Here is an 18,213-nt window from a genome sequence, read left to right as displayed (position 1 = left end):
CTGGGCTCAGAACGAGTACTTGACGGTGAACGCCGCGAAATCGCGGTCGTGGATCTGGTTGTATGGCTTAGCCCCGCTGAACGAGGTGTAGCTGAGGTCGAAAACCCACTGCTGCAGGTAGTTCGCTTCAACGCCCAGGGTCAGGGACTTGCGACCTTCCAGGAAGTTCCCGCCAGGTCCCGGGGTGATGCCGCTCACGTCATGGTTGAAGGCGATGCGTGGCGACAGCGTGATCGGCGTGCCGAATGCACCGTTGTAGTCGGCGCGGGCCGCCACACGGTAGCCCCACGAGAACGCGGTCGGGAAACCGCCGGTCAGCGTCTGCGGGTTGCGCAGGCAGCCAAAGGCCAGCGCACCAGCGCCCGGGAAACCGGCCGCCAGCGTGTCGGCCACGTCGCAGCCGCCGCCGGTGTCGGTGCCTTCGCCTTCGTAACGCAGTTCCGAATGCGCGGGCAGGTCCCAGACCTCGGTGCCGCCGACTTCGCCGACCAGGGCCAGCTGGTTGGCGCCCAGCACGTCGGCGAACAGCTTGGTGAAGGTCATCTGGATCTGGCTGACTTCATGCTCGCGCCAGCCGCGCACTTCCTGGCCCAGGGCATAGTTGCCCAGCTGGCTGTTGAACTGCAGCGCCGGCACCGGGATGAACGGGTTGAGCGGGGTCAGCGCCGCGTACAGCAGCTCGACGTCGTCGACCTGCAGCGGCATGTTCGGGCGATGGCTGATTTCACCCTGCCAGGCGACGCCGCCCGGCAGCGTGGTGTTCCAGCTCATGCCGTAGAGCTGGATGTCTTCCGGGAACTCGGCGAAGAAGCGGCCCGAGGCGGCGCCGACCAGCGGGTTGTCGACCGCGCGGCCCGACAGCAGCGGCACGCGGCTGTGGTAGTTCAGGAAGTAGAAGCCGAACTCGGTTTCGTTCAGCGCCGGCGCGAACCAGCGCAGCGCCATGCCGTACTGGCCGTCGTCGCGGGCGTTGCGGTTGGGCAGGCGGCCAACCGCGTTGCCGCAGCCGATGGCGATGATCTGGCCGGCGGTGGCCGGGCCGTAGATCGCGGCCAGGTCGGCGAAGCGGTCGGAGGTGGCGAAGCCGGCCGGGCCGTTGTAGCAGGTGCTGAAGAAGCGTTCCGGGTTGTAGACCGGCTGCGGCGTGGTGCCGAAGCCCAGCATCACGTAGGTGCCGCCCGGGCTGGCGAAGTCGTTGGAGCTGAAATAGGTGCCGGCGGCATCGATTTCGATTTCCTCGAACTCGAACAGGTACACGGCTTCCAGCGAGACGTTGTCGCTCAGGCTGATCGAGCCGTACAGCATGTCGATCGGCAGGAAGGCCTCGCGCAGCTCGGCGCCGGCGACGCGCAGCGCCGAAAGGTCGACCGGGTTGATGACGTTGATGCCGTTCTGGATGAAGGTGCTTTCACCCCAGCTGACGACCTGGCGACCCAGGCGGACGGTGCCGGCCAGGCTGCCGTCGTCGGCCAGCGCGAAGTTCTTGAACACGAAGGCGTCGAGCATGCGGAAACGCTGGCCGATGCGGTCCTGCGCTTCTTCGGTGAGGTCGTCGCGGCCTTCGTTCTCGAAGTCGTAGAAGTACGTGGCGCGCATGAACATGCCCCAGTCGCGGTAGTTCAGGCTGAGCTCGGAAGTCAGCTTGATCGCGCTGGAAATGGCGTCGCCTTCGTCGTACTTGAGGTTGCCGTCGTCACGGTTGGCCGAGAAGCGGCCCATCGCGGCGATCTGTTCCGGGGAACCCGGCACGCCGCCGGTGCTGGTGCAGCGGCCCGGGCCGACCGGGATCGCGCCCAGCGGCACGTTCTGGGTGCACAGCAGCGGGTTGAACCAGGACTTGGCGATGAGGTTCGGATCCTGTTCCTCGACGCGCCAGGAGTAGCCGTACGACACCGTGGTGTCGAAGCTGCCCTGGAGCTCGCCACGCGAGAACTCGATGGCCTGCGCGGCCGGGGCCATAAGCAGGCCGAGCGCGACGGCGGCGGCGAGGCGGGCACGAGCGACCTGCCCGTGGTTTGCATGCAGTTTCTTCATGGGTGCTTCCCCTGGGGTTCAGATCGACGACTGGGTGGTGGGTGGAACTCTAGAGCATTTCCTCTAGGCATATTAATAGTTCGTTAGGAAATGGCAATGCTGATGCGTATGGTCAGCCCGGAAAGTCGCCCGGCCCCGGGCTGAACGGCCTGGCCGGCAGGCCCAGCGCAGCCCTGACAGGCCCGCCGTCATAGGCCAGGTCCCGATCCAGGCGGGCCACGACCCCGGGCCCCGGGCCCCGTCGCCCGGCCAGGGCCAGGCCCAGCGCGAACAGCGGCGCCGGCACCCGCAGCAGCCGCGCGCCCGGCGCAGCCGCCGCCAGGCAGCGCGCCACCATGGCGTCATAAGGAAGGGTCTCGCCGCCCGGCAGGTCGAAATGACCCGGTACCGGCGCCGGCGCGCGCAGCGCCGCCAACACCGCCGCGGCCACGTCGTCGGCGTGCACGGGCTGGCGCAGCCCGCGGGCCGTATGCGGCAGCGGCAGCCAGCGCCAGCGCCGGGCCAGCGCCACCCAGCGCGACAGGTTCCGGTCGCGGCCGCGACCCCAGATCAGGGTCGGGCGCAGCAGGGTCAGCGCGCTGCCGCGTTGTTCGCAGGTGGCCGCCAGCCGGGCCTCGCAGTCGGCGAGCCGTTCGGCCAGCGCCCGTTCGTCCGGATCCGGGGAACCGGCCTTGCCGTGCCGGCTGGTCGAACCCAGCACCACCAGCCGGCGCGGTGCCAGCGCCGAGGCTTCAAACCAGTCGGTGAAAGCGTCCAGCGGGCCGAGGCTGGCGATGGCCATCACCGGCGGCGGGTCGGCCAGGCCGGGCAGGCTGCCGACGATCCAGGGCAGCCCGTCGGCTTGCGTGGGCGGCTGCCGGGTGACCGCCCATTCCAGCGGATCGCCCGGCCGAAGCAGCGCGCGCACGGACTCGCCGACCAATCCGGTCAAGCCGAACACGCCCCAGCCCTGCGCCTGTTCCGCGTGGTTTTCCATGCCCCGAGCATACCCGCGGGGCACGCGTGCACGGCGCCTTAGCGAATCGATGCGCTAGACTCGACGGCCAACTTTGTCGTGCGACGACACCCGAAACCGCCGCCCCGGCCCCTGGCCGCCCGAGCGCGGCCAGGCAAGGAACGCGATGCTCGGATTAATGCTGGCCACCCCTTTCGTGCTCGCGCTGCTGGTGGGCCTGCTGCCCGACCACCAGCGCCGCGCGGCCGCCTGGCTGGCCGGGCTGGCGCCGGTTGCCGGGCTGGTGCTGCTGGCCCTGATGACCCCCGACGTGATGTCGGGCGAAGGCGTGCGCAGCCTGGTGCCGTGGATCCCGGCCATGGGCCTGGACCTGTCGCTGCGGCTCGACGGACTGGCCTGGATGTTCGCCGGCCTGGTGCTGGGCATCGGCGCGCTGATCGTGCTCTACGCCAGCTATTACCTGTCGGAAGACGACAGCATGCCGCGCTTCCTGGCCTTCCTGCTGCTGTTCATGGGCGCGATGCTGGGCATGGTGATCGCCGGCAACCTGATCCTGCTGGCGGTGTTCTGGGAACTCACCTCGATCAGCTCCTTCCTGCTGATCGGCTTCTGGAGCCACCGCCAGGACGCCCGCGACGGCGCCCGCATGGCCCTGGCAATCACCGGCGCCGGCGGCCTGGCGCTGCTGGGCGGCGTGATCCTGCTGGGCCGCATCACCGGCAGCTACGAACTCGACGTGGTGCTGGCTTCGGGGCCGCAGATCCTCGCCAGCCCGCTGTATCCCTACGCGCTGGTGCTGGTGCTGCTGGCGGTGTTCACCAAGAGCGCGCAGTTCCCTTTCCAGTTCTGGCTGCCGCATGCCATGGCGGCGCCGACGCCGGTGTCGGCCTACCTGCACTCGGCGACGATGGTGAAGGCCGGCGTGTTCCTGCTGGCGCGGCTGCATCCGGCGCTGGCGGGCAGCGACCTGTTTTTCTACCTGGTCAGCGGCGTCGGCGCGATCACGCTGCTGGTGGGCAGCTGGCACGCCATCTTCCAGCATGACCTCAAGGGCCTGCTGGCGTATTCGACCATCTCGCACCTGGGCCTGATCACGCTGCTGTTCGGGCTGTCGACGCCGATGGCCGTCGTGGCCGGCCTGTTCCACATCCTCAACCACGCCACCTTCAAGGCCTCGCTGTTCATGGCCGCCGGCATCATCGACCACGAAACCGGCACCCGCGACATGCGCCGGCTGGGCGGCATGCTGCGCGTGCTGCCCTACACCGCCATCCTGGCGATCATCGCCTCGCTGGCGATGGCCGGCGTGCCGCTGCTCAACGGCTTCCTGTCCAAGGAAATGTTCTTCACCGAAGCGCTGGAGATCCGCGGCCACATGTTCATGCGCTGGGGCATCGCCGGCGCCGCGGTGCTGGCCGGTGCCTTCGGCGTGGCCTACAGCCTGCGCTTCGTGCACGACACCTTCTTCGGCGAAGGCCCGGTGCGCATCGAACGCGAGCCGCACGAGCCACCGCGCTTCATGCGCATCCCGGTCGAGATCCTGGTGATCCTGTGCCTGGCCGTGGGCGTCGCGCCGGCGCTGACCATCGCACCGGTGCTGCACGCCGCCGCCCAGGGCGTGCTGGGTGAAAACGTGCCCAACTACAGCCTGGCCATCTGGCATGGCTTCAACACGCCGCTGATGATGAGCCTGTTCGGCCTGGCCGCCGGCATCGCGCTGTATTTCGGCATCCGCAAGCTTATCGACCTGTACGGCATCAGCTACGACTCGCGCGGGCGCCGCCTTTACGAATGGAAGGTGGCCGAAGCCGTGCGCCTGGCCGGCAAGCTCACCGCGCGCCTGGAAAACGGCAGCCTGCAGCGTTACCTGCTGCTGGTGGTGCTGTCGGCACTGGCGCTGGGCATCGTGCCCTTCCTGTCGTCCGATCTTGTCTTCAGCGGCCGGTCGCAGCCGATGCCGCCGCTGGCCTGGCTGGTCTGGGGCATTGGCATGGTCGCCACCGTGGCCACCGTCGTGCTGCATCGCCGCCGCCTGCTGGCGCTGGTGGTGATGGGCGCGGTCGGCCTGGCGGTCAGCCTGGCCTTCGTGCTGCTGTCGGCGCCCGACCTGGCGCTGACCCAGCTGCTGGTGGAAATGGTGACGATCGCGCTGATGCTGCTTTCGCTGAACTACCTGCCGGCCGAGTCCGCGCCCGAACCCTCGAAGCTGCGGCGCTGGCGCGATGCCGCCATCGCGCTGGCCGCCGGCGGCGGCGTCGCGGCGCTGGCCTACGCCATCATCACCCGGCCGCTGGACACCGTGGCTTCGCAGATCCTGGCCCTGTCCCTGCCCGAGGGCGGCGGCAGCAACGTGGTGAACGTCATCCTGGTGGACTTCCGCGGCTTCGACACCCTGGGCGAGATCGCCGTGTTCGGCATCGCCGGCCTGGTGGTGCACGCCTTGCTGCGGCGGGCGCGCATGCTGCCCGAACGCCGCGTCGAAGGACCACCCGATCCGCTGGTGATTCCCAACACCGTGGCGCGCCTGCTGTTGCCGCTGGCGCTGGCGGTGTCGCTGTACCTGTTCCTGCGCGGCCACAACCTGCCCGGCGGCGGCTTCATCGCCGGCCTGGTGCTGGCGGTGCCGGTGCTGCTGCAGTACGTCCTGTCGGGCAATGAGTACATGGAACAGCGCCTGGGCTTCGACTACCCGCGCGTGATCGGCCTGGGCCTGCTGCTGGCCCTGCTCACCGGCGTTGGCAGCTGGGTGCTCGGTTACCCCTACATGACCAGCCACACCGACTACGTGGCCGTGCCGCTGCTGGGCAAGCTGCCCATGGCCAGCGCCATGGTCTTCGACATCGGCGTGTACCTGGTGGTGGCCGCCGGCAGCCTGCTGATGCTGGGCATGATGGCCGCGGTGCGACCGCCGCTGCACGGGGGGGCGCGCTGATGGAACTGGCGCTTTCGATCTTCATCGGCACCCTGGTCGCGGCCGGCGTCTACCTGCTGCTGCGGGCGCGCAGCTTCGACATCATCCTGGGGCTGACCCTGCTTTCCTACGCGGTGAACCTGCTGATCTTCAGCATGGGCCGGCTGGCGGTGGCGAAACCGCCGATCCTGGACAAGGCCCTGGACCCGACCCTGGCCAACCACTCCGACCCGCTGCCGCAGGCGCTGGTGCTGACGGCCATCGTCATCGCCTTCGCCATGACCGCGGTGCTGCTGGTCACCGCCGTGCGCAGCCGGTCCGACAGCCGCAGCGACCACGTCGACGGCAGTGAACCGCGCCGGGAGGACCGCCCGTGATGGCGCACCTGACCATCCTGCCGATCCTGCTGCCGCTGCTGGCCGCGATCGTGCTGCTGCTGGTGCCGACGCGGCGCATCGCCGTCCATCGCTTTGTCGGCCTGCTGTCCTGCACCGGCCTGGTGGCCGTGGCGGCGACGCTGGCGCTGCAGGCCGACGACGGCGGCACGCGGGTCTACCTGGTCGGCAACTGGGCGGCGGAGATGGGCATCACGCTGGCCGCCGATCGCCTGTCGGCGATCATGCTGCTGGCCACCAGCCTGCTGGCCCTGCCCTGCCTGTGGTTCGCCACGGGCGGCTGGGACCGGCGCGCGCTGCACTTCCACGTGCTGTTCCAGTTCCAGTTGATGGGCCTGAACGGTGCCTTCCTCACCGCCGACCTGTTCAACCTGTTCGTGTTCTTCGAAGTGCTGCTCATCGCCTCCTACGGCCTGCTGCTCAGCGGCGCCCGCGGTGCGCGCGTGCGCAGCGGCCTGCACTACGTGGCCTTCAACATCACCGCTTCCACGCTGTACCTGTTCGCGGTGGGCTACATCTACGGGATCACCGGTGCGCTGAACATGGCCGAAGTCGCCGTTCGCGTGGCGGCCATGCCGGCCGCCGAGGCGGCGCCGCTGAAGGCGGCCGCGGGCCTGCTGCTGGTGGTGTTCTGCGCCAAGGCGGCGCTTCTGCCGATGTACTTCTGGCTGCCGGAAACCTACGCACGCAGCCCGGCCGCGGTCGCCGCGCTGTTCGCGGTGATGACCAAGCTGGGCGTGTACGCGGTGCTGCGCGTGTTCACCCTGGTGTTCGGCGCCGAAGCCGGCGAGCTGGCCAACCTGGCCTGGCCCTGGCTGCTGCCGCTGGGCGCGGCCACGCTGGTGCTGGCGACGCTGGGCGCGCTGGCGGCGCCGTCCATCCGCCTGCTGGCGGCCTACCTGGTGCTGGGTTCGGCGGCGACGCTGTTCATCGCCCTGGGCCTGGCCAGCGCCGAAGCGCTGGGCGCGGGCCTTTATTACCTGCTGCACAGCACGCTGGTCGGCGGCGCGATGTTCCTGCTGGCCGACCTGATCCGCCGCAACCGCGACAACGCCGGCGACAGCCTGCGCAAGCTCGACCACATGAAACACCGCACCCTGCTCGGCCTGATGTTCTTCGTCGCCGCCGTGTCGGTCGCCGGCCTGCCGCCGCTGTCGGGTTTCGTCGGCAAGTTCAGCCTGCTGGCGGCGGTGCCCGATGCCCAGGCCGGCTGGATCTGGCCGGTGATCCTGGGCACGAGCCTGATGGTGCTGGTGGCCCTGGCCAGCGCGGCCAGCCAGCTGTTCTGGCGCGAGGGCGGCGAGCCCGCCCCGCCGGGGGCGATACCGCGGCTGCGTAAATCCGAAGTCGGCGCCACGCTGGCGCTGCTGGCCATGGGCGTGCTGCTGAGCGTGTTTGGTGGCCCGGTGCTGCGTTACACGCAGGACGCCGGTGCCCAGCTGGTGGCACCGGCCGCCTACATCGACGCCGTGCGCGGCGCCCTGCCCAAGCCGGGGGTGGAACCATGAAGCGCTGGCTGCCCGCGCCACTGCTGAGCGTGTCCGTATTCGTAGTGTGGCTGCTGCTGGTGGCCACCACCGACCCGGCGCACGTGCTGCTGGCGGCCGTGCTGGCGGTGTTCCTGCCGCTGGTGGCCCAGCGCCTGCGCGAGGACAGCGCGCACATGCGCCGGCCCGGCGTCGCCGCGCGGCTGGTGGTGGTCGTGCTGTGGGACATCGTGCTGTCGAATATCGAAGTGGCGCGGCGCATCCTGGGCCGCGAATCGAAGATGCGACCATGCTTCGTCTGGATTCCGCTCGACCTCACCAACCGGCACGGCATCTCGGCCCTGGCCGGCATCATCACCATGACGCCGGGCACGGTGTCGTCGGAACTTTCGCCCGACCAGCGGCACCTGCTGGTGCACTTCCTGCATCTCGAGGACGCCGACGCCGCCATCGCCCAGATCAAGACGCGCTACGAAGCGCCGCTGCGGGAGGTCTTCCCATGATCCAGACCTGCATCGACATCGCCATGGGCGCCTTCGCGCTGGCGATGGTGCTCAATATGTACCGCCTGCTGCGCGGGCCCGGCATTCCCGACCGCATCCTGGCGCTGGACACCCTGTCGGTGAACACCATCGCGCTGCTGGTGCTGGCGGGCCTGCGCGACGCCAGCACGATCTATTTCGAGGCGGCGGTGATCATCGCCATGCTGGGTTTCGTCACCACCATCGTGTTGTCGAAGTACGTCATCCGCGGAGACATCGTCGAATGAACCAGGCCCTGGAAATCCTCGTCTGCGTGCTGCTGCTGGCCGGCGCCGGTTTTGCCCTGGTCGCCAGCTGGGGCCTGGCCAAGCTGGGCGACATCTTCAAGCGCCTGCACGGCCCGACCAAGGCCAGCACCCTGGGCGTGGGAGGCGTGCTGCTGGCGGCCATGCTGTGGCAGGCGATGCAGGGCGTGCCCAGCCTGCGCGAGCTGCTTATCACGCTGTTCCTGTTCATGACCGCGCCGGTCAGCGCCTACCTGGTGGCGCGCGCTGCCCTGGCCAGCGACGCCTCGCTGCGGCCCGGACCGCCGCCCGGCCAGGACGGGGACGCCTGAGCGTGCGCCGGCTTGCCCTGCCGGCCGGCCCGCTGCTCGCGGTTTCGCTCTATTTTTTCGCCACGTCGCAGGGCAGCCCGCACGCGCTGGCGGCCACGCTGGGCATGACCGGCTGGTGCGCGCTGTGGTGGGTGCTTGAACCCGTACGCGCGCCGGTCACGGCGCTGCTGCCGCTGGCGCTGTTCCCGGTGCTGGGCGTGCTCGACGCCAAACAGGTCGCCCAGAGTTATGGCCACGAACTGATCCTGCTGCTGGGTGGCGGTTTCATGCTTTCACGCGCGCTCGAACGCTGCGGCGCCCACCGCCGGCTGGCCCTGGGCATGGTGCGCGCCTTCGGCGGCAGCAGCGGGCGCAGCCTGCTGTTCGGGTTCATCGCGGCCTGCGGCGCGCTGAGCATGTGGATTTCCAACACCGCCACCACCCTGGTGATGCTGCCGGTGGCGCTGGCGATCCTGCAGGTGTACCCGGACAAGCGCCTGCAGGCGCCGCTGATCCTCGCGATCGCCTATTCGGCCAGCATCGGCGGCCTGGGCACGCCGATCGGCTCGCCGCCGAACCTGGTGTTCATGCAGGTGTATTCGGAAACCACCGGCACGCGTTATGGCTTCCTGGACTGGATGAGCATCGGCATCCCGGTGGTCCTGCTGTTGCTGCCGATGGTGGGCTGGTGGCTGGGCCGGGGCCTGGCCGGCACGCCGGCGGCGCAGCTGCCGGCCGCTGGGCTTTGGACGCCGGGCGAGCGCCGCGTGGTGATCGTGTTTGCGCTGACCGCGCTGGCCTGGGTGACGCGCACCGAACCCTTCGGCGGCTGGAGCAGCTGGCTGCTTATGCCGGGCGCCAACGACGCGGCGGTGGCGCTGCTGGCGGTGGTGCTGATGTGCGTGATCCCCGACGGCAAGGGCAGCCGGCTGCTGGACTGGGAAACGGCGGAGTCGATTCCCTGGGGCGCGCTGGTGCTGTTCGGCGGCGGCATCGCGCTGGCGACGGCGTTCCAGTCTTCGGGGCTCAGCGGCGCGCTGGCGGGGCACCTGGCCGGCCTGGGCAACCTGCCGCTGCCCTTGCTGCTGGTGGTGATCGTGGTGGCGGTGCTGATGATGTCGGAGATCGCCAGCAACACGGCAACGGCGGTGCTGATGATGCCGATCCTGGCCGCCACGGGCGTGGCCATCGGCGTCGACCCGGCGCTGCTGATGTTCCCGGCGGTGCTGGCCGCCAGCGGTGCGTTCATGCTGCCGGTCGCCACGGCGCCGAACGCAATCGCCTACGGCAGCGGACTGGTCAGCGCCCAGCGCATGTTCCGCGAGGGCGCGATGCTGAACGTGCTGGCCGCCGCGGTCATCTGCACCGTCTGCTGGTTCGCCTTCTCCTGAACCCCTTGGCCGAAGGCCAAGGGCAGGGGGACTGAAGTCGCTTCCACGAGATCATAGTCAGCGCCTATCGCTGGCATGGGAAAAATCGAATGGATTGGCGGGCGCCCTGCCCCCAGTATCCAAGGCGAGCCCAAGGAGCACGCCGCGCAAAGGCGGCGTTCAGCGCCCTCCTGAGAATCTAGCCACGAATCCCGCCGCCTCGCACCGGGGCAGGAGCGCCGCGTCGGGATCGGCGCCCCGGCGAATGAATCGCCGGGGCGTTTTTATTTCTTCTTCGGGATGTACAGGTCGGTGATGCTGCCGTCCTGGATTTCGGCGGCCATGCCCACCGACTCGCTGAGCGTCGGGTGCGGGTGGATGGTGTGGCCGATGTCGGCGGCTTCGCAGCCCATTTCGATGGCCAGGGCGACTTCGGTGATCAGGTCGCCGGCGTGCACGCCGACGATGCCGCCGCCGATGATGCGGTCGGTGGCTTCGTCGAAGATGAGCTTGGTGAAGCCTTCGGTGCGGCCGATGCCAACGGCGCGGCCCGAGGCCGCCCACGGGAACTTGGCCACGCCGACCTTCAGGCCCTTGGCCTTGGCTTCGGTTTCGGTGACGCCGACCCAGGCGATTTCCGGATCGGTGTAGGCCACCGAGGGGATCACCCGCGCGACCCATTCCTTCTTTTCACCAAAGGCCACCTCGGCGGCCAGCTTGCCTTCGTGCGTGGCCTTGTGGGCCAGCATGGGCTGGCCGACGATGTCGCCGATGGCGAAGATGTGCGGCACGTTCGTGCGCATCTGGCGATCGACCGGAATGAAACCCCGGTCGGTGACTTCGACGCCGGCCCTGTCGGCGGCGATCTTGCCGCCGTTGGGCGCGCGGCCCACTGACACCAGGGCGCGGTCGAACTTGCTGCGCTCGGGCTTGGATCCGCCTTCGAAGCTGGCGTGCAGGCCGTCCTTCTTCGCGGCGACCTCGGTAACCTTGCAGCCCAGGTGCACGGCGACGCCGCGCTTTTTCAGCAGGTCGGCCAGCGGCTTGACCAGGTCCTTGTCGGCGCCCGGCATCAGCTGGTCCATGAACTCGACCACGGTGACTTCGCTGCCCAGCGCGCTGTACACGCAGGCCATTTCCAGGCCGATGATGCCGCCGCCGACCACCAGCAGGTGCTTGGGCACGTCGGCCAGTTCCAGCGCGTCGGTGGAATCCATCACGCGCTTGTCGTCCCAGGGGAAAGCCGGCAGCTTCACCGGCTGCGAGCCGGCGGCGATGATGCACTGTTCGAAGCGCACGAGCTGCTTGCCGTCCTTGCCTTCGACTTCCAGCTCGTTGGCGGAAACAAACTTGCCGGTGCCGGTGAGCGTGCGCACCTTGCGCTGCTTGGCCATGCCCGCCAGGCCCTTGACCATCTGGCCGACGACCTTTTCCTTGTGGCCGCGCAGCTTGTCCAGGTCGATCTTCGGCTCACCGAAGCTGATGCCGAAGTCGGCCGCGTGCCTGGCTTCGACCAGCACTTCGGCGGCGTGCAGCAGGGCCTTGGAAGGAATGCAGCCGACGTTGAGGCAGACGCCGCCCAGGGCGTCATAACGTTCGACGAGGACGGTGTCCATGCCCAGGTCGGCGGAGCGGAAAGCAGCGGTGTAGCCGCCGGGGCCGGCGCCGAGCACGAGCATGCGGCAGGTGATGTCGGCGTCGCGGCCGGAGGACGACGAAGGCTTCGCTCTGGCGGGAGAGGGGGGCACAGGCGGTGGAGAGGCCGCTTTTTCCTGCCCGCCCTCTTCCACCTCGGCAATCGCCAGCACGTCGCCGGCCGACACCGTGTCGCCCACCTTCACCTTCAGTTCCTTGATGACGCCGGCGTCGCTGGCCGGCACTTCCATCGTGGCCTTGTCGGATTCGAGCGTGACCAGGCCCTGGTCTTTCGCGACGGTGTCGCCGGGCTGCACCAGCAGCTCGATCACCGGTACGTCCTTGTCGTCGCCGATGTCCGGCACCTTCAGTTCAATGGTCTTGGCCATGGTCTTTCCTTGGGGTTCCAGGCGCCTCAAACGCGGCGCTTTTTCCAGGTGGTCTGGTAGAGGTCGTGGCGGCGGTCGCGCAGGTTCTGCACGGTGCCGGAGGCGCGGGCCTGCATCAGGTCGTCCAGGCGCAGGTCGGCGAAGGCCACCTGCTCGGCGTTGGGCGTGGTGTCGGCGGCGATGCCTTCGGGCGCGAACGGGAAATCGCAGGGCGTGATGATGCAGCTCTGCGCGTACTGGATGTCGAAGTTGTTCACGCCCGGCAGGTTGCCGACGTTGCCCGACGTGACCACGTACACCTGGTTCTCGATCGCGCGCGCCTGGCAGCAGTAGCGCACGCGCAGGTGGCCCTGGCGCACGTCGGTGCAGTAGGGCACGAACAGGATCATCGCGCCCTGGTCGACCAGGTGGCGCGCCAGCTCCGGGAACTCGGAGTCGTAGCAGATCATCACGCCGATCGGGCCGCAGTCGGTGGGGATGGCCTCGGCGGCGTCGCCGCCGGCGATCTTCCACCAGTGCACTTCGTTGGGCGTGGGGTGGATCTTTTCGCGCTCGTGGATGGAACCATCGCGCAGGGCCACGTAGCAGATGTTGTGGATGTCGCCATCGTCCATCTGGGTCGGGTGCGAACCGCCGATGATGTTGATGTTGTACGACACCGCCAGCTTGTGCATCAGGTCGCGGTACTGGGTGGTGTACTTGGTCAGGGTGCGGATGGAATCGGACGGCGACAGCGGCTTGTTCTCGATCGACAGCAGCTGCAGCGTGATCAGCTCGGGGAAGACCACGAAGTCGCTGCGGTAGTCGGCGGCGATGTCGACGAAGTATTCGATCTGGGTGGCGAATTCCTCGAAGGTCTTGATCCGGCGCTGCTGGTACTGCACCGTCGCCACGCGCACCGCCAACGGCAGGTCGCCGCTGAGCTGGGCCTTGCGGATTTCCGGATGGTCGGAAAAGCTCGGGTTGCGCCAGACCAGGTGGGCGGCATAGCCCAGCGATTCATGGTCGGACGGCAGGTAGTCGGAAAGCACGCCGATCACTTCGAACTGGTTGCTCAGCTGGAACGACAGCGCCATGTCGCGCGCCCTGCCCTCCTCGACCGCGTCCACGTAGGCCTGGGCGCTGCCAAACTGCTTGAAGCGCTTGGCCAGGCCCGGCAGGCGGCCGCCGAAGACGATGCCCTTGAGGTCGAGCTGCATGCACAGGCGTTTGCGCCGATCGTACAGGCGCCGGCCGATGCGCAGGCCGCGGCGCGCCGGGTCCACGCACACCTCCATGCCGTAGAGCCAGTCGCCGGCGACGTCGTGGCGCGAGGCGTAGCCGCCGCCGGTGATCTCGCGCCAGCCGTGCGGCGCCAGCGCCAACGCTTCGGCGATGCAGAAGGTGGCGCAATAGCCCACCACTTCACCGTCGTATTCGGCGACGAACTGGCCGCCCGGGAACTGCGTGAGCTGGCCGCCGACCATTTCGGGCGTATAGGCCATGTGCTCGCCGTAGGTGCGCGCGGACAGCGCGATGATCGCGGGAATATCGGCACGCGTGGCAAGCCGCACGAAAAGTTTGGAACGGCTGTCGTCGTCGCTACGGGGCATCAAGAATCCTTGGTTGTAGGTTCACTCTTCGGGGCCGGGTTTGGCCGGGGCCTCGGCGATTTCTCGCTTGACGTCTTCGGTGGCGTCGTTGCCGCCGGACCGCACCGGCGGTGGTGAATCCTGTGTTTCTTTCGGCGCCGGCCGGCCCAGGGCCGCCCAGGCGTCCTTGTCGCGCAGGCCGAAGGCGCTGCGCAGGTGCAGGTCGCGCTGCGGGAAGGGGATCTCGAGGCCATGCCTGGCCAGTGCGGTTTCGAGCTCCCAGTTGTAGGCGGCCTTCACCGCCGACGGGCGCTTGGTGGCTTCGGCGGTCAGCCAGACCACCAGGTCGAAGTTCAGGCTGGAGTCGCCGAATTCCGTCAGCCACACCTGCGGCCGGCGCGGGCCGTCCTGGGCCAGGGTGAAGGGCACGGCGGCGGCGGCCTCCAGGGCCGCGGCCTTGACGGTTTCCTTGTCGCTGCCGTAGGCCACGCCGAAGGGAATGCGCAGGCGGCGCGAGACGTCGTTGTGGGTCCAGTTGACCACCCGGCCGCTGACGAACTCGGAGTTGGGAACCAGGATTTCGATGTTGTCGTTGGTGGTGATGCGGGTGGCGCGGATGTTGATGTCGCTGACTTCGCCGTGCACGCCCGATTCGAGTTCGACGAAATCGCCGACCTTCAGGCTGCGGTCGAACAGCAGGATGATGCCGGAGATGAAGTTGTTGAAGATCGCCTGCAGGCCAAAACCCAGGCCGACGCCGATCGCGCCGGCGAACACCGCGAAACGGCTGGCCGGCAGGCCGATGACTTCGAGCGCCACCAGGAAGGCAACAAACAGCAGCAGGTAGTGCACGATGCGGCCGACGGTATAGATGGCGGCGCGGCGGTCGCGCGTGCCCTTGCGCGAGGACAGCCGCTCCAGGCCGCGGCGAAACACCAGCGACACCAGCCAGGCAACGACGAAGACGCTTACCGCGCCCGTCAGCCCCGCCGGGGTGAGGCTGACGCCGCCCAGTTCAACCAGTACCTGGTTCCACCAGCCTTCGCCGGCGACGGCCGTTTCGCCGGCATTGCGGGTCGCTTGTGCGGCCGGTGCGCTCATGAACCCGTCACAGCAGCAGCCGGCGCAGGTCGCCCAGCACCTGCGAGAGGTAGCTGGTGAAACGCGCGGCGGCGGCGCCGTCGATCACCCGGTGGTCGTAGCTGAGGCTGAGCGGCAGCATCAGCCGCGGCGCGAACTCCTTGCCGTTCCAGACCGGCTTCATGGCGCTGCGCGAAACGCCCAGGATGGCCACTTCGGGCGCATTGATGATCGGCGTGAAGGCCGTGCCGCCGATGCCGCCGAGCGAACTGATCGAAAAACAGCCGCCCTGCATGTCCGCCGACGAAAGCTTCTTGTCGCGGGCCTTGGCGCTGATCTCGCCCAGTTCGCGGGCCAGGTCCAGCAGGCCCTTGCGGTCGGCGTCGCGGATCACCGGCACCACCAGGCCATCGGGCGTGTCCACCGCGATGCCGATGTTGAAGTACTGCTTGAGCACCAGCTCGTCGCCGTCGAGCGAGGCGTTGAAGGCCGGGAATTTCTTGAGGCCCGCCACCGCGGCCTTGATGAGGAACACCAGCGGCGTGACCTTGGTGTCCTTGTTTTCTTCGCCCAGGCGCTTGCGGAAAGCCTCCATCTCGGTGATGTCGGCGTCTTCGAACTGGGTGACGTGCGGGATCATCGCCCAGTTGCGGGCCAGGTTGGCGCCGCTGAGCTTCTGGATGCGCGAGAGCGGCTTGCGTTCGACCTCGCCGAACTTGGCGAAATCGACCTTGGGCCAGGGAATCAGGTCCAGGCCACCGCCACCGCCGCCGGTACGCGCGGCGCCGCCGCCGGCCATCACCGACTTCACGTAGGCCTGCACGTCTTCCTTGCTGATGCGGCCGCCGCGGGCGCTGCCGCTGACCTGGCCGAGGTCGACGCCCAGTTCGCGGGCGAACAGGCGCACCGCCGGGCTGGCGTGCGGCACCTTGCCCGGCATCAGGGCTTCGGCATCGAAGGTGACCGGCGGGGAATGCGGGTTGCCGGCGTTCATGGCCGGCGTCGAAGGCTGGACCGGCCCGGACTTGGGCTCGGGCTCGGACTTGGGCTCCGGCTTGGCTTCAGGCGCGGCTTCGGCCCTGGACTCGGGCTTTTCTTCGGTCTTCTGCGCGGGCTTGGCTTCGGCTTTCGCCGACGGCTTGTCCGCAGCCTCCGCGGCGGGCTCGATCAGCGCCACCACCGAACCTTCGGACAGCTCGTCGCCGACCTTCACCTTCACCTCGCGCACCACCCCGTCGAAGGGCGCAGGCACTTCCATCGTCGCCTTGTCCGACTCCAGCGTGACCAGGCCCTGGTCCTTGCTGACGGTGTCGCCCGGCTTGACGAGCACTTCAATCACCGGCACGTCCTTGTCGTCGCCGATATCCGGCACCCGCGCTTCCTTGAGCTCGGCCATGGTCCACCTGGGGTTGTTAAACGGAGGGTTTTCCATTGTCCCCCGGTTGGCCCCAAAAAAAACCCCCCGGGGGATGCCTGGGGGGCTTGGGCAGCGCTAACGCCTTGGGACACGCGTGCTGTTCGCATCCGGACGGGACCATAAAGGCCCTTGCGCCAAGGGTCTGCTTCCGATCTTCACCTTGCGGGGAGTCACAGGGTCGCCCGGATATCCTGACGGCACCTGTGCCATTTGGGACACGGGGCAGGGACGATGGTTCCCCGGCGTTCATCGGGCGTTGGCTTCACCCGGCCTTGGCGCCGGGCTCACCGCGGTTTGATCACCGGCGGCGCAGCCTTTGCGAACCGGTCGCCGGCCGGCCCCTCACTGAACGCCAGGAGATCCCCCATGCAACGTCTCGTGCTGACCAGCTTTGCCCTCGCCGCCGCGCTTGCCGCTTCCGGCGCCAATGCCCAGGCCTTCAGCCTGACCCTGGGCTACCAGAACACCGACCCGAAGTCCGACAATGGCCAGCTGGCCGGCGCCGATGCCACCGTCAACGACGACTGGAGCCTCACCGGCAGCGCGGCCTATTCCTTCAATGACAACTGGTCGGTGGAACTGTGGTCGGGCCTGGCCAAGTTCGAACACGAGGTGTCGCTGGCGGGCCTGGGCACCGCGGCCAGCGTCGAGCACCGCCCGACCACGCTGAGCGTGAACTACCACTTCGCCCCGGACAGCACCGTGCGCCCGTTCATCGGCCTGGGCTACGGCTGGGTGAATGTTTCCGGTGAACGCACCCTGGGTGCGCTTTCCGGCCTGGGCATCGATGGCTCGAACGCCAACGGCATCGCCTTCGGCGCCGGCCTGGACTGGTTCGTCAGCGACAACGTGTTCATTCGCGCCGACGTGCGCCGCCTGTCGTTTGAAACCGACGTGACCGTGGAAACCCTGGGCAACGTCGGCACCGCCGAGGTCGACCCGATCGTCTACGGCATCAGCGCCGGCCTGCGCTTCTGATCCCATCCGCGGGCGGGGCGCCCCCGCGCCCCGCCCGCACCCACACCCGCCTTCAGTTGGTATTGGCCGCCTGCCGCTCGGCGTGGCGCGCCCTGCGGAATTCGCGCATCTCGTCCTGGCTCAGTTCGCCGTTGCCGTCGCTGTCGATGGTGGCGAAGTTTTCGGCCAGCTTCGGCGCCTTGTCGCCCAGCTCGGCCCGGCTGATCGCGCCGTTGCCGTCGTCGTCCATGCCCTTGACCAGACCCTGCATGTAGCCCATGCGGCGACCGGCCTTGCGGCCGTGGTGGTGCATCCTGGCGCGCATGGCGGCCATCTCGTCGCGGCTGATCTCGCCGTCGGAATTGGCGTCGACGCGCTCGAAGTTCTTGGCCAGGCGCTCGTTCAAACCCTGGGCCTCGATGCGGTCGAGCTGGCCGTCGCCGTCCTTGTCGGCCTCGGCGAAGCGGGCGTCGGCCTTGGCGCGCCATTCGGCACGCGCGGCTTCACGGTCGGCGCCGGGCTTGGCCGGGGCGGCCTGCTGCGCCATCACGAGTCCACTGGCCAGGGCCAACGCGGTGAAAAGCAGGGTCTTGCGCATGGGTGTTCTCCGTTTCCTGGCGGTGGATTCCGCCCTTGTCCCTACAAAACGCCCGCCGGGCGCGCGGGTTGACCCCGCGCCGGCTTTTGGCCCGGGACCGTTCAGCTTGCCGGCGCCGAAACCCTGCGGCATCGTGGGCGTCCGTGCCGGAGGTTCGCCATGCGCCCTGCCCTGTTGCTGTCACTGACCACCCTGGCCCTGGTGGCATGCTCGCCGGCACCCGAACCGACCACCGACGATGCAGCCACCGCCATCCCGGCACCGGCCGCGGAAGCCGAAGCGGTGCCCGAAGCCACGGTCGACTCCGGGCCGGCACCGGGCCAGGTCCCGCGCAGTT

The 18,213-nt window shown here is 68.7% G+C and carries 14 protein-coding genes and 1 pseudogene; 8 read left to right on the top strand and 7 right to left on the bottom strand.

The features are described from left to right. Positions 1 to 6 precede the first annotated feature (6 nt). Both AACZ35_RS01670 and AACZ35_RS01665 read right to left on the bottom strand, forming a co-directional pair. Positions 7 to 2,034, bottom strand: a complete 2,028-nt coding sequence (locus tag AACZ35_RS01670; protein WP_339825286.1) for a DUF1302 domain-containing protein — start codon at positions 2,032 to 2,034, stop codon at positions 7 to 9. A gap of 112 nt (positions 2,035 to 2,146) precedes the next feature. After that, complete coding sequence (locus AACZ35_RS01665) at positions 2,147 to 3,010, bottom strand: NAD-dependent epimerase/dehydratase family protein (protein WP_339825284.1); 864 nt, start codon at positions 3,008 to 3,010, stop codon at positions 2,147 to 2,149. 145 nt (positions 3,011 to 3,155) lie between these two features. On the opposite strand from AACZ35_RS01665, the gene AACZ35_RS01660 reads away from it, so the two are divergent. From AACZ35_RS01660 to AACZ35_RS01630, 7 genes and pseudogenes are all read left to right on the top strand, one after another. After that, a complete protein-coding gene (locus AACZ35_RS01660; RefSeq protein ID WP_339825282.1) occupies positions 3,156 to 5,921 on the top strand; it encodes a monovalent cation/H+ antiporter subunit A in 2,766 nt (921 codons plus the stop codon). Further along, positions 5,921 to 6,277, top strand: a complete 357-nt coding sequence (locus AACZ35_RS01655) for a Na+/H+ antiporter subunit C (protein WP_339825280.1) — start codon at positions 5,921 to 5,923, stop codon at positions 6,275 to 6,277. Before AACZ35_RS01660 ends, AACZ35_RS01655 begins: the two co-directional genes overlap by 1 nt. Beyond that, the gene (locus AACZ35_RS01650; RefSeq protein WP_339825278.1) at positions 6,277 to 7,803 is read left to right on the top strand and encodes a monovalent cation/H+ antiporter subunit D; all 1,527 of its coding nucleotides are present in this window, start codon (positions 6,277 to 6,279) and stop codon (positions 7,801 to 7,803) included. The genes AACZ35_RS01655 and AACZ35_RS01650 overlap by 1 nt, the downstream gene beginning before the upstream one ends. Further along, complete coding sequence (locus tag AACZ35_RS01645; RefSeq protein WP_339825276.1) at positions 7,800 to 8,285, top strand: Na+/H+ antiporter subunit E; 486 nt, start codon at positions 7,800 to 7,802, stop codon at positions 8,283 to 8,285. Before AACZ35_RS01650 ends, AACZ35_RS01645 begins: the two co-directional genes overlap by 4 nt. After that, positions 8,282 to 8,551, top strand: a complete 270-nt coding sequence (locus AACZ35_RS01640; protein ID WP_339825274.1) for a K+/H+ antiporter subunit F — start codon at positions 8,282 to 8,284, stop codon at positions 8,549 to 8,551. Before AACZ35_RS01645 ends, AACZ35_RS01640 begins: the two co-directional genes overlap by 4 nt. Beyond that, positions 8,548 to 8,826 (top strand): annotated as a pseudogene (locus tag AACZ35_RS01635) (Na+/H+ antiporter subunit G); the annotation flags it as partial. The gene AACZ35_RS01640 and the pseudogene AACZ35_RS01635, both read left to right, overlap by 4 nt. 56 nt (positions 8,827 to 8,882) lie before the next feature. Next, positions 8,883 to 10,250 (top strand): SLC13 family permease, encoded by a 1,368-nt coding sequence (locus tag AACZ35_RS01630; protein ID WP_339825272.1) that lies wholly within the window; start codon positions 8,883 to 8,885, stop codon positions 10,248 to 10,250. 263 nt (positions 10,251 to 10,513) lie between these two features. On the opposite strand, the gene lpdA is transcribed toward AACZ35_RS01630, so the two are convergent. Genes lpdA through AACZ35_RS01610 form a run of 4 tightly spaced genes read right to left on the bottom strand, consistent with a single transcriptional unit; the run spans position 10,514 to position 16,300 of the window. Next, positions 10,514 to 12,253, bottom strand: coding sequence for a dihydrolipoyl dehydrogenase (gene lpdA, locus AACZ35_RS01625; protein WP_339825269.1), 1,740 nt, complete (start codon positions 12,251 to 12,253; stop codon positions 10,514 to 10,516). Positions 12,254 to 12,279: 26 nt separating this feature from the next. Beyond that, complete coding sequence (locus AACZ35_RS01620; protein ID WP_339825267.1) at positions 12,280 to 13,845, bottom strand: carbon-nitrogen hydrolase family protein; 1,566 nt, start codon at positions 13,843 to 13,845, stop codon at positions 12,280 to 12,282. Between the two features lie 21 nt (positions 13,846 to 13,866). After that, complete coding sequence (locus tag AACZ35_RS01615) at positions 13,867 to 14,925, bottom strand: mechanosensitive ion channel domain-containing protein (protein ID WP_339825264.1); 1,059 nt, start codon at positions 14,923 to 14,925, stop codon at positions 13,867 to 13,869. 7 nt (positions 14,926 to 14,932) lie between these two features. Beyond that, entirely contained in the window at positions 14,933 to 16,300 is a 1,368-nt protein-coding gene (locus AACZ35_RS01610; protein ID WP_339825262.1) for a dihydrolipoyllysine-residue acetyltransferase, read from the bottom strand. Between the two features lie 387 nt (positions 16,301 to 16,687). Between AACZ35_RS01610 and AACZ35_RS01605 the strand changes: the two genes are divergently transcribed. Continuing rightward, positions 16,688 to 17,299 (top strand): OmpW family outer membrane protein, encoded by a 612-nt coding sequence (locus AACZ35_RS01605; protein ID WP_339825260.1) that lies wholly within the window; start codon positions 16,688 to 16,690, stop codon positions 17,297 to 17,299. A 52-nt stretch (positions 17,300 to 17,351) separates the two neighbouring features. Here the strand turns inward: AACZ35_RS01605 and AACZ35_RS01600 are convergent, their stop codons facing one another. Further along, the gene (locus AACZ35_RS01600) at positions 17,352 to 17,876 is read right to left on the bottom strand and encodes a hypothetical protein (protein WP_339825257.1); all 525 of its coding nucleotides are present in this window, start codon (positions 17,874 to 17,876) and stop codon (positions 17,352 to 17,354) included. Positions 17,877 to 18,213: the final 337 nt, after the last annotated feature.

Source organism: uncultured Arenimonas sp. (assembly GCF_963976025.1).
In the GTDB taxonomy this organism is placed as follows: Bacteria; Pseudomonadota; Gammaproteobacteria; order Xanthomonadales; family Xanthomonadaceae; genus Arenimonas.
This window is presented reverse-complemented; position numbering and strand designations above follow the sequence as displayed.

Bases quoted from the DNA above. Each gene is read 5' to 3' on its own strand.
- AACZ35_RS01670 (WP_339825286.1), bottom strand. From the start codon at position 2,034: ATGAAGAAACTGCATGCAAACCACGGGCAGGTCGCTCGTGCCCGCCTC.
- AACZ35_RS01660 (WP_339825282.1), top strand. From the start codon at position 3,156: ATGCTCGGATTAATGCTGGCCACCCCTTTCGTGCTCGCGCTGCTGGTG.
- AACZ35_RS01620 (WP_339825267.1), bottom strand. From the start codon at position 13,845: ATGCCCCGTAGCGACGACGACAGCCGTTCCAAACTTTTCGTGCGGCTT.
- lpdA (WP_339825269.1), bottom strand. From the start codon at position 12,253: ATGGCCAAGACCATTGAACTGAAGGTGCCGGACATCGGCGACGACAAG.
- AACZ35_RS01610 (WP_339825262.1), bottom strand. From the start codon at position 16,300: ATGGCCGAGCTCAAGGAAGCGCGGGTGCCGGATATCGGCGACGACAAG.
- AACZ35_RS01645 (WP_339825276.1), top strand. From the start codon at position 7,800: ATGAAGCGCTGGCTGCCCGCGCCACTGCTGAGCGTGTCCGTATTCGTA.
- AACZ35_RS01640 (WP_339825274.1), top strand. From the start codon at position 8,282: ATGATCCAGACCTGCATCGACATCGCCATGGGCGCCTTCGCGCTGGCG.
- AACZ35_RS01615 (WP_339825264.1), bottom strand. From the start codon at position 14,925: ATGAGCGCACCGGCCGCACAAGCGACCCGCAATGCCGGCGAAACGGCC.
- AACZ35_RS01665 (WP_339825284.1), bottom strand. From the start codon at position 3,010: ATGGAAAACCACGCGGAACAGGCGCAGGGCTGGGGCGTGTTCGGCTTG.
- AACZ35_RS01650 (WP_339825278.1), top strand. From the start codon at position 6,277: ATGGCGCACCTGACCATCCTGCCGATCCTGCTGCCGCTGCTGGCCGCG.
- AACZ35_RS01655 (WP_339825280.1), top strand. From the start codon at position 5,921: ATGGAACTGGCGCTTTCGATCTTCATCGGCACCCTGGTCGCGGCCGGC.
- AACZ35_RS01600 (WP_339825257.1), bottom strand. From the start codon at position 17,876: ATGCGCAAGACCCTGCTTTTCACCGCGTTGGCCCTGGCCAGTGGACTC.
- AACZ35_RS01605 (WP_339825260.1), top strand. From the start codon at position 16,688: ATGCAACGTCTCGTGCTGACCAGCTTTGCCCTCGCCGCCGCGCTTGCC.